Origin of the sequence: Bradyrhizobium pachyrhizi, assembly GCF_001189245.1 — a bacterium.
GTDB lineage: Bacteria > Pseudomonadota > Alphaproteobacteria > Rhizobiales > Xanthobacteraceae > Bradyrhizobium > Bradyrhizobium pachyrhizi.
Map to the genome: position 1 here is coordinate 38802 of NZ_LFIQ01000083.1, position 11079 is coordinate 49880.

The window sequence follows — 11079 nt, forward strand, 5'->3', positions numbered from 1 at the left end:
CCCGAAATCGCCGGCAGCGGCGTATGCGGCGCGACGTCGAGCTTCGGCAGCGCGGCGAGCAGCGCCTCGGTGTAGGGCATCCGCATCTGCTTGAACAAGGCAGGCGTCGACGCGCGTTCGACGACGCGCCCGGCATACATCACCGCGACCTCGTCGGTGCGGCCGGCGACCACGCCGAGGTCATGCGTGATGATGATCATCGCCATGTGACGGCGCTGCTGCTCGCGCGCCAAGAGATCGAGGATCTGCGCCTGGATCGTGACGTCGAGCGCGGTGGTCGGCTCGTCCGCGATCAGGAGCTGCGGCTCGCAGGACAGCGCCACCGCGATCGCGACGCGCTGGCGCATGCCGCCGGAGAGCTGGTGCGGATATTGCGCGAGGCGCTGCTCGGGCGCGGGAATGCCGACCGCCGCCAACAGTTCGATGCTGCGCTGCCGGGCCTCGGCAAGATCGAGCTCGAGATGTTCCACAATGGTCTCGATCAGCTGGGTGCCGATGGTCAGCACCGGATTGAGCGAGGTCATCGGGTCCTGGAACACGACCGCGAGCGAGCGGCCGCGCAGCTTGCGCAATTTCTCGGCCGGCAGTTTCGTCAGATCCTGCCCGTCGAACATCACACGGCCGGACAGTTTCGCCTTCTTGGGCAGCAGCTGCAGGATCGCGCGCGACAGCATGGTCTTGCCGCACCCGGACTCGCCGACGATGCCGAGCGTCCTGCCGGTGCCGACGGCGAGATCGACATGATCGACAGCCCGCAGATTGCCGCGCGGCGTCGGCAGGTCGACCACCGCACTCTCGACCGATAGCAGCGTCCGGCTCATAGCGCGCCCTGCCTGGGATCGGTCAGCGCACGCATCGTATCGCCGATCAGGTTGAACGAGAGCACGGTCAGGAACATCGCGATCGCCGGAATGAAGGCGAGCTGCGGCGCCACCTCGAGGCTTTCACGGCCCTCCCCGATCATGCTGCCCCAGCTCGAGATCGGCGGCGGCACGCCGAGGCCGAGGAAGGACAGCGAGCCCTCGACCACGATAGTGACGGCGACGCCGAGCAGAAAGAAGGCGAGCAGCGGCAGCATCACGTTGGGCAGCAGCTCGCGCAGCAGGATGCGCGCATGCGTGGCGCCGAGCGCCTGCGCCGCGATGACGAATTCGCGCCGCGCCAGCGACAAGGTCGCCGCCCGCGCCACCCGCATGAAGGCGGGAATGCCGAGCACGCCGAGGATGCAGGTCAGATTGAAGATCGACTGGCCGAGATAGGCGGTGACCGCAAGCGCCAGGATCAGCGGCGGGAACGCCAGCAGCACGTCCATGCTGCCGACCACGAAGGATTCGAAACGGCCGCGGAAATAGCCCGCGAGCATGCCGAGCGCGCCGCCGATGGTAACCCCGATCATCGGTGCGCAGAGGCCGACGATCAGCGAGATGCGCGCGCCATAGATCAGCCGCGACAGCTCGTCACGGCCGAGACCGTCGGTGCCGAGCCAATGCTCGGCGGAGGTGGGCGCCCGCCGCTCCAGCATGTCCATGTCGGTCGGGCTCGGAAGCGGCAGCAGGTCGGCAAAGATCGCGACCGCGAACACCAGCGTCATCCAGCCGATCGCGATCCAGAACAACATGCCGAGCCCGCGGCGGCGCCGGGCCGGCGTCGCACCGGCCTCTTCCTCGAGGCTGAGCTCAAGCGTGGCCATGGCGAATCCTCGGATCGAGAAGGGCGTATAGCATGTCGACGATGAAGTTCATGATCACGAAGCCGGCGGCAACCAGCAGCACCACGCCCTGCAGGATGATGAGATCGCGGGTGTAGATCGCGCCGACCAGAAGGCGGCCGATCCCCGGCAAGGCGAAAATCGACTCGACGATGACGGCGCCACCGATCAGGCGGCCGATATTGATGCCGGTGATGGTGACGAGCGTCAGCGACGACGGCTTCAGCGCGTGCACGAACAGGATGCGCGATGGCTTGAGGCCCTTCGCCTTGGCGAGCGCGATATAGTCCTCCTGCAGCGCCGCGATCATGTCGGAGCGCAGCACGCGCATGATGCCCGGCCATTCCGCAAGTCCGAGCGTCAGCGCCGGCAACACCATGAAGCGCAGATTGGCGACCGGGTCCTCGGTGAACGGCACGTAGCCGGTCGCCGGCAGCAGGCGCAGCTCGACCGCAAACAGATAGATCAGCAGGATCGCGGACAGGAAGGTCGGCACCGACAGCATGCCGAAGGCGGAGCCGGTCATGAAGCGGTCGAACGCGCTGCCGGCCTTGGCCGCGCAGGCGATTGCGAGCGGCACGCCGATCGCAAGCCCGATCAGCTCGGCCAGGATCATCAGCTCGAACGAGACCGGGATGCGTTCGCTGACGGCCTGCAACACGGTCTGCCCGGTGCGGAAGGATCGCCCGAAATCGCCCTGCAGGATATGCCACAGCCAGCCGAGATAGCGCAGCCAGATCGGCTGATCGAGCCCCATGTCGTGACGCAGCGCCGCGACATTCTCGGGCGTCGCCTGATCGCCCAAGATCACATAGGCGAGATCACCGGGCAACAGCGAGGCGATCACGAAGGTCAGCACCGAGACCGCGATCAGCACCGGTACCAGGTACAGGAGCCGGCGCGCGACGAAGAACAGCATGAAAGGCTATTCCTTCCAGGCGTAGGAGACGTCGAGCACCCCGTTGAACATCTTCGGCACGCCCTTCACCTTCGCGCTCGAGATGGCGTAATAGGTGTTCTGGAAGGTCCAGAACCAGAGCGCCTCCTTGTTGATCAGGCGGCTGATCGCGCAATAGTCGTCGGTGCGTTTGGCGGTATCGGCGGTGGTTCGCGCATGCTCCAGCAGGCGGTCGAGTTCCGGGTCGGAGAAGTTCGCCAGCGCCACCGGACTGCCGGTGTGGAAATTGGCGTACATCTGCGGATCGGGATCGGCGAGATCGACGATGCGCCACGGCGTGAGCTGGAACTGGCGCATGAAGGCGCGCGGCACGATCGTGGCCTGGTCGACCTGCTCGATCTCCATGTTGGCGCCGACCCGCTTCCAGAGCTGCTGCAGCACCTGGCCGATGGTACGGCCGCGCGGCGTCGCCGAGACGATCATCTTGAAATCAACCGGCTTGCCGTAGTCCTTGAGCAGCGCCTTGGCCTTCGCAGTGTCCTCCGGCAGCGCGCCGTCATCCGTGCACTTGACCCAGGAGCCGTCGCCATAGGGATTGGTGGCCGGCCGCGCCAGGCCGTTGGTGATCGCCTGCGAAATCTTCTTGCGATCGAGCGCCATCACCAGCGCCTGGCGCACGCGGACGTCGTCGAATGGCGCCGCCTTGGTGTTGAACGCGTAGACCTGCGCGCCGGAGCCGGCATAGGAGTGAACCGTCAGGCTCTTGTCCTTCTGCGCCTTAACGATGTTGTCGGCGTCGTATTCGTCGTCCCAGACGACGTCGGCCTCGCCCGATTGCAGGGAGGCAAAACGCGACTGCGCGTCCGGCAGCGGCTTCAGGATGATGCGGTCGAGATAGGGCTTGCCCTTGTCCCAATAGTCCGGGTTCTTCTCCAGTACCATGCGATCGCCGGCAGTCCAGGATTTCAGGATGTAGGGGCCGGTGCCGACGGGATTGCGATTGTAGTCGTCGCCCTTGGTCTTCCAGGCCGTCGGCGACTGCATAACATTGTTGGAGCTCTGAATGGATTGCGTCGCCGGGAAGTTCACCGCCGGGTCGCTGAAATTATAGCGCACCGTGAGGTCATCGATGACGTCCACGCTCTTGATGCTGGTGATGTAGAACGCGCACCGGCACTTGTTGGCCGGATCCTTCTGACGGTCGAAATTCTCCTTCACGGCCTGTGCATTGAACGGCGTGCCGTCGTGGAATTTGACGCCCGGCCGCAGCTTGATGGTCCAGGTCTTGAAGTCCTCGGCATGCTCCCAGGACAGCGCGAGCTTCGGTGCCGGCTCGCCCTTCGCGTCGAGCGTCATCAGCGTGTCGAAGATTGCGGCCGCCGCGGTGTTGGCCGAGGTATCGTAAACGCCGACCTTGAGCGGATCGAAGCCCGGAATGTCCAGTTCCTGGCCGACGGTGAGCGTGCCGCCCTGCTTCTGCGCATGGGCCGGTGCAGCGAACGCCGCTGCACCCAATCCCGCCACAAGAAATATGCGCGCAACCGTGTGCGCGCGCCCGACCGGCTTCATCAATGCTCCCTCCCAGGTGGGCGACGTCCGGTGTTCCGGATCGTCGTGTGTTGGGCGGCAGATTGTCCGGAATCGCCGCGCGCGACAAGACCGTAATACGGATGAAAAAGCCGCAGGCTTAATGACGCGCCGTCTTTGCCGGTTGCGCTGCGAAGCCCGCGATCTGATCCTCGGAGAGCCCGATCTCCTTCAGATAGGACAGCGTGTGCTCGCCGAGCGTCGACATCCGCTTGCGCGCACCGACCGTGGCGCCGGACATGCGGAACGGCAGATTGAGCACCTTGAAGCTGCCGCCGCCGTCCGCAACCTCGGCCAGCGCGCCGCGATGGGCGATTTGTGGATCGGCGAGCGCCTCGCGCACAGTGCGATAGGCCGATGACGGCACGCCATACTCGTTGAGCGCGGCAAGGCAGGCCTGCGTGCTGACCGAGCGCGACCACGCCTCAACGCCCTCCATCAGGCCCGCCCAGTTCTCCCGCCGATCGGAATATTTGGCGAAGCGCGGATCGGATACCCAATCGGGACGGCCGATCACCTGCATCAGGTTCTGGAACGTCTTCTCGCTGGCGATCGCCACCATCACGTAGCCGTCGGTGGTTTCGATCGGACCGAACATCGGGCGCTGGGTTTGCTTCACCTCGAATTGCGACCACTGCAACTCGTTCAGGGTCAGGCTGAGCATCGATTCCAGCATCGAGACGTCGATGTGCTGGCCCTTGCCGCTGGCGGCGCGCTGATAGAGCGCCGCCGAGATCGCACCGAAGGCGTAGACGCCGGTCAGCACATCGGCGTGGTAGATACCGCAATAGTCCGGCCGGCTGCGGCCCGGCTGGTAGGCGAGATGCGCCATCTCGTAACCCGAGGCGGCATGGATCACCGGCGCATAGGCCGGCAATTCCGCCGACGGGCCGGTCTGGCCGTAGCCGGAGATCGAGCAAAAGATCAGCTTCGGATTGATGTCGCGGATAGAGGCGTAATCGAGCTTCAGCCGCCGCATCACGCCGGGACGGAAATTCTCCACCAGCACGTCGGCGGTGGCGATCAGCCGGCGCACGGCTTCGACGCCGGCCGGCGACTTCAGGTCGAGCACCAGGCTGTTCTTGCCGATATTGAGCTGGCCGAACGCCGTCGAGCAATTGTTGCGCACCGGCGGCCGCGTCCGCATCGTCTCGCCCTCGGCGGGCTCGATCTTGATCACCTCCGCGCCCATGTCGGCGAGCATCCGCGTGCAATGAGGTCCAGCGATCGTGGTCGAAAAATCGAGCACACGAAGGCCGTCGAAGCTCCGTGTCAAATTCCCCTCATCGTCAGCGGCTATGGTCGTCGGCAAGGCTTCCTCCACCTTCGTCATTGGTTGTTCGGCGTCGCGTGACCCTAAAGTGAGCCGCCCTGGCAGGAAAGCGTCTCGTCCAGACCGGGAGCGCGGGCCGTCTTGCATTTTACTCAAAGGCAGATTGGACCCGATCTTGCATAGCCATGTCACGGGCTGGAACGAGGGCGCTTGTTGAAGGTCTTATTCGTCACGACGGAGATGGACGATTTCGTCCGCGTGGGCGGGCTCGCCGCCGTTTCCGCTGCCCTTCCGCGGGCGCTCCGCCCCTGGAGCGACGTCCGGATCATGCTTCCCGGCTACCGGGATGTGGTCGAACAGTTCACGCATATTGAAATCGTTGGACAATGCCGAGCGCTCGCGGAGATGCCGGCCTGCACGCTCGGGCGCGCGTCGACCAGGGACGGACTTCCGGTCTACGTGCTGCTGTGCCCGCAACTCTACGAGAGGCCGGGCAATCCCTATGGCGATGAGTCCGGCCGCGACTGGCCCGACAACGACATCCGCTTCGGCCGCTTTGCCTCCGCCGCTGCCGAACTTGCAGCCGGGATGCTGGACAAGAATTGGGCAGCGGACCTCGTACACGCCAACGATTGGCAGGCCGCGCTCACACCGGCCTACCTCGCCTGGCGCAACGCGCGGATTCCGTCGATCCTGACCATCCACAATCTCGCCTATCAGGGCCTGTTTCCGAAGGACTCGCTGCGGCGGATCGGCGCACCGGAAAGCTCGTTCCACATCGACGGGCTGGAGTTTTACGACAAGCTCTCCTTCCTCAAGGGCGGCCTCGTCTACGCCTCGCATCTGACCACGGTAAGCGCGACCTATGCCAGGGAGATCACGACCGCGGAGCTCGGCTGCGGCCTGGAAGGCCTGCTCCGTGTGCGCTCCGACGCCGACCAGCTGACCGGCATCCTGAACGGCATTGACGAAAGCTGGGACCCGCGCCACTGCGCGCAGCTCGCACAGCCGTTCGGCGCCGGCGACTGGAAGGGCAAGCAGGCCAACGCCGACTATGTCCGCCGCCAGTTCGGCCTTGCGGTCTCGCGCGGGCCGATCTTTGGCCTCGTCGCACGCCTCGTGCATCAGAAGGGCGTCGACCTCGTGCTGTCCGCCGCCGACGAGATCGTCAGGGACGGCGGACAGATCGTCGTCACCGGCAGCGGCGAGCCCGCCATCGAGGATGCGCTGGTGGCCGCGCATCGCCGCCGGCCCGATGCGATCGGCGTGATCATCGGCTTCAACGATGGGCAGGCGCGCCGGATCTTCGCCGGCAGCGATTTCACCCTGATGCCGTCGCGCTTCGAGCCCTGCGGCCTCAGCCAGATGTATGCGCAGCGCTTCGGCTCGCTGCCGATAGGCCACCAGACCGGCGGGCTTGCGGAAACCATCGCCGACGGCGAGACCGGCTTCCTGTTTGCGCAGCCGTCGGCGGAATCCTTCCTTGGCGGCGTCAGGCGCGCCTTCGACGCCTACCGCGCCAAGGACCGGCTCAACGCCATGCGCTCCAGCGCGATGGCCAAATCCTACAGCTGGGACCTGTCGGCCGCCTGCTACGGTACGCTGTACAAACGGCTGGTCATGCCGCGCGTGATGGCGTAGGCGGCCCGCCTCGCGGGCTTGTGAAGCCCGGCGGCTGTGGGATCCCACCGGCCCAGTAACAATCGGGTCATTGCACCGAACCTTTCAGGCGATCACATCGCCCCACGACTGGACGACGACGCATGCGTGAAATTGCGAATGATGACTTTTGGCCAAACGCGATTGCGATGGAGGAACATCATGGACGTCAACGAAGAGCGCCTCAATTCATTCATGGGAAAGATGATCGGCGATGTCGGCGCGGCGATGAACGCCTCGCTGATGCTCCTGGGCGACAAGCTCGGGCTCTACAGGGCTCTCGCGCAGGGCGGGCCGATGAATGCCGCGGCCCTGGCCAAGGCGACGGGAACATCCGAGCGCTACATCCAGGAGTGGCTGTCGGCGCAGGCGGCCTCCGGCTACATCGAGTACGACAAGGCATCCGGAAAATTCTCGATGCTGCCCGAGCAGGCGCTCGCGCTGGCCGACGAGGACAGCCCGGTCTTCCTCGGCGCCGTCGGAAGCCTGGTCGGCGCGACCTTTCTCGATGAGCCAAAGATTACCGACGCCTTCAAGACCGGCAAGGGCGTCGGCTGGAACAGGCGCAGCGAGTGCCTGTTCTGCGGCACCGCCCGCTTCTTCCGTACCAGCTACAAGCACTATCTGGTGCAGGAATGGCTGCCGGCGCTCGAGGGCGTCGTCGACAAGCTGAAGAAAGGCGCTGTCGTCGCCGACGTCGGCTGCGGGCACGGCGTCTCGACGCGATTGATGGCGGAGGCGTTTCCGAAATCAACCTTCTACGGCTTCGACTATCACGACGGATCGATCGAGGCGGCGCGGAAGTCCGCGCGGGAAGCGGGACTGTCGGACCGCGTTCATTTCGAAACGCACTCCGCCAAGACATTCCCGGCCAAGGGCTATGACCTGGTGTGCTTCTTCGACTGCCTGCACGACATGGGCGATCCGGTCGGCGCCCTCAAGCACACCCGCTCCACCCTCGCCGACGACGGCACCTGCATGCTGATCGAGCCGTTCGCCAACGACCGGCTGGAGGACAACCTCAATCCGATCGGGCGCGTCTACTACGCCGCCTCGACGATGATCTGCACGCCGGCGTCGCTGGACCAGGAGGTCGGGCTCGCGCTCGGCGCGCAGGCTGGAGAGGCAAGGCTGCGCGAGGTGGCGCGCCAAGGCGGCTTCTCGCGGTTCCGCCGCGCCGCGGAAACGCCGTTCAACCTGATCTTGGAAGCCCGCCCGTAAGACGTGGCAACCGCGCAATGCGATTGGGCGGCGGCACCACGCCGCCCAACGCTGCAATGCTGATGTGGCCCCGCGGCCGCTCATTGCGGCCTACGTCCTCGCCGCTCTGCTACCAGTCCTGTTGCGATTGCCAGAAGTACTGGCCGCCGCGCCGGCGCGGATTGGCGGCTTGCGGATTACCGTAAATCTGGGGATTGCTGTATTGGGGACTGCCATACGGGGTGCCGTATTGGGTGCCCGACTGGGGATTCCAGCTGCGCTGACTGAAGAAGCCGAAGCCGTCGTCCCCGCTCGCCACCATGTCGTCGTTCATCATGGGCCGGGTCGGCTTGCGCGTGATGAAACCGCCCTGGGGCTGGTTGCTCAGCACGGCGACGAACTCGGTGCGATAGTTGGTCTCGGCGCTCAATGGCTCATCCGAGATGATGATCGAAGAGCGCGCAACGGCAGTCGGCGCGATGCGATCCAGCACATCCTGCGGGATGGTGACACGGTCGAGCGCATTCCTGGCGTTGTCGCCGTCGTCGATCGACACCTCGGTCCAGCGCAGGCCGCCCGCGTCGTTGCGCGCCATCGCCGTGTAGATGTGCGTCCCGATCGGTTTGTCCGGATCGCGAATGGTGACGGGAACCTCGATGCTCGAGTCGAACACCTCGCCGCCGTCAGCCCACGGCTTGTGGGTGTTGCGCCGGACGTAAAGCTTCTGGGTCGCGCGGCTGATGTAGACGGACACCGGCTCCAGCGCGAGCTTCGCCTCGGTCGCCGCCTTCTGGCTATCCGCTTTCTTGGTCTCGGCCGCCTTGGCGGCGTCCTTGGCGGCGGCTGCGGCGTCGAGCTTCGGCTTGGCGTCGCCCTGGGCGGCCTCGAACTGCGTGGTCGCTTCCGCGGCCTTGGCCACCGCCTTCTGCTTAAGATCCTCGGCGCGCGCCTTGGCCTGGTCGGTCTTGGCCGCGGCGAGCGTCTTGTCGGCCAACGCAACCGCAGCGTCGGCACGGGTCTTGATCTGTTGCAATTTGCGCAGCGACGCCGGCGTGAACAGTGCGGCTTCCTTGGTCGCGGCCACCGAGGCCTTCTTCGCCTCGTCGGCCGCCTTGGCGGCATCCGCGGCTTCGCGGCTGAGCTTATCGGCGCGCGCCGGCGCGGCCGCGATGGCTTGCGCGTTCGGCACGAACAGCGCCGGATGGGTGAAATCGACCGGGGCCGCGTCGTTCGGCGCGATGATCACCCGCATCCCGATCCGGGTCTTGTCGAACAGCTTCTCGGCAAAATCATAGGGCATCCGCACGCAGCCGTGCGAAGCCGCATATCCCGGCAGCGGCCCGCCATGCAGCGCGATGCCGTTCCAGGTGATGCGCTGCATGTTCGGCATCCAGGCATCGTCGTACATGGTCGAGTGATGGTCCTTATCCTTTTCGACCAGCGCAAAGACGCCGGCCGGCGTCTCGCGTCCCTTGACGCCGCTCGACACCGGCGCGCGGTAGATCCAGCCCTCGGCGTCGTAGAACGTCACCTTCTGGGCCTTGATCGACACGATCGCCATGATCGGCTCGCCCGCGGTGCGCGGCGCGGTCGCCTCGACGGCCGCCGCGGTACGCTGCTCTTTCGCCGCGACGCCACCGGTCAGTGACGCAAGTGTGACCATCGCTGCGAAAGTCACAAAGGCGGGTTGGCCCCAACGCCGCATCGCTCCGGTGGTTTGCGCCGTCGTCGTTCGATGTACCATGCCGCTCCTCGGTCGAAATGCCTGCCCGCGCTCCGTCAATCCCGTACCAGACCGCGATTTTGGATTGATTAATCGCCGCCACGGTCCAACGCGCGAACTCGCTCCTGGGGACCATCGGACTCGTTCCAGCAGCAAATCACTTATGTATTCACTCATATATGACGGCACATGCAGGAGGAAGGGTGCCGCGCAGCAAAACGGGCCCGTAGCCGCATCCCGGGTCTGGTCGGCGGCGGCCAATGGTGCCGCGGTTGCGCCCTGCCATCATGCCGTCCGCCGCGTCTCCGGCATCACCAGCCAGATCACGAACAGCCCGAACGCGGCGATCCCGGCTAGCCCCATGAAGGCCGTGCTGCTGCCGAGCTTGTCGCTGACATAGCCGGCCAGCACCGTGCTGAGCGACGCGCCAATGCCGACCGCGGTGCCGACAATGCCCTGCGCCAGGTTGAAATGGCCGCTGCCGAAGGCGATGTCGGCCACGATCAGCGGCACCATTACGCTGAAGATCGCCGCGGTGATGCCGTCGAAAATCTGCACGATGACCAGCAGATAGGGATCACGCACGGTTGCAAACAAAAGGCCGCGGACCGCCAGCGCGACGAATGCGATCAGGAGCAGCGGCCGCCGGCCCCGGATCTGGGCTATGCGGCCGACCGAGGGCGAGGACAAAGCGACGATGGCCTGCGGCACAATGATGCAGGCCGCGATCAGGACCGGCGCCCATTGGCTCGACCGGGTCGTCACCACGCCCGCCATCAAGGGCAGCATCGCGGCATTGGCAAGCTGGAACAGCATCATCGCGCCGGCGAAGATCAGCAGCGGCCGCTGCCGCACCAGCGCGAACACGCTGGTGGCGCGCTTGTCGGGGACTTCCCGTTTCACCTCGCCATGGGCCTGGGCGATGTCGATCTCGCGCTCGCGGATCCGGGCCAGCGACAACAGCGTCGGGATCGCCAGGATGAAGGTGACGAGGAACACCGAGCGGCTCGACAGCAGATAGCCGCAGGCGC

9 protein-coding genes are annotated in these 11079 nt (G+C 65.6%); 2 read left to right on the forward strand and 7 right to left on the reverse strand.

Annotated features, from left to right (window positions below; genetic code table 11):
• From AKL29_RS18455 to AKL29_RS18475, 5 genes are all read right to left on the reverse strand, one after another.
• Positions 1–821: ABC transporter ATP-binding protein (locus tag AKL29_RS18455; RefSeq protein WP_244482158.1), on the reverse strand; the 821-nt coding region annotated here is incomplete at its 3' end.
• Positions 818–1690, reverse strand: a complete 873-nt coding sequence (locus AKL29_RS18460; protein WP_028334330.1) for an ABC transporter permease — start codon at positions 1688–1690, stop codon at positions 818–820. The genes AKL29_RS18460 and AKL29_RS18455, both read right to left, overlap by 4 nt.
• Positions 1677–2627, reverse strand: coding sequence for an ABC transporter permease (locus AKL29_RS18465; RefSeq protein WP_028334331.1), 951 nt, complete (start codon positions 2625–2627; stop codon positions 1677–1679). The genes AKL29_RS18460 and AKL29_RS18465 overlap by 14 nt, the downstream gene beginning before the upstream one ends.
• A gap of 6 nt (positions 2628–2633) precedes the next feature.
• Positions 2634–4175: an ABC transporter substrate-binding protein gene (locus AKL29_RS18470; protein WP_050385115.1), complete on the reverse strand. Its 1542-nt coding sequence runs from the start codon at positions 4173–4175 to the stop codon at positions 2634–2636.
• A gap of 118 nt (positions 4176–4293) precedes the next feature.
• Positions 4294–5526 (reverse strand): CaiB/BaiF CoA transferase family protein, encoded by a 1233-nt coding sequence (locus tag AKL29_RS18475; protein WP_050385116.1) that lies wholly within the window; start codon positions 5524–5526, stop codon positions 4294–4296.
• Between the two features lie 153 nt (positions 5527–5679).
• Between AKL29_RS18475 and glgA the strand changes: the two genes are divergently transcribed.
• Both glgA and AKL29_RS18485 read left to right on the forward strand, forming a co-directional pair.
• A complete protein-coding gene (glgA, locus tag AKL29_RS18480; RefSeq protein ID WP_050385167.1) occupies positions 5680–7107 on the forward strand; it encodes a glycogen synthase GlgA in 1428 nt (475 codons plus the stop codon).
• 180 nt (positions 7108–7287) lie between these two features.
• Positions 7288–8346 (forward strand): class I SAM-dependent methyltransferase, encoded by a 1059-nt coding sequence (locus tag AKL29_RS18485; RefSeq protein ID WP_050385117.1) that lies wholly within the window; start codon positions 7288–7290, stop codon positions 8344–8346.
• A 109-nt stretch (positions 8347–8455) separates the two neighbouring features.
• Here the strand turns inward: AKL29_RS18485 and AKL29_RS18490 are convergent, their stop codons facing one another.
• Together AKL29_RS18490 and AKL29_RS18495 are read right to left on the reverse strand one after the other, a co-directional pair.
• Positions 8456–10069 (reverse strand): L,D-transpeptidase, encoded by a 1614-nt coding sequence (locus AKL29_RS18490; protein ID WP_050385118.1) that lies wholly within the window; start codon positions 10067–10069, stop codon positions 8456–8458.
• A gap of 264 nt (positions 10070–10333) precedes the next feature.
• A partial coding sequence (locus AKL29_RS18495) for an MFS transporter (protein ID WP_244482152.1) occupies positions 10334–11079 on the reverse strand: 746 nt, incomplete at its 5' end.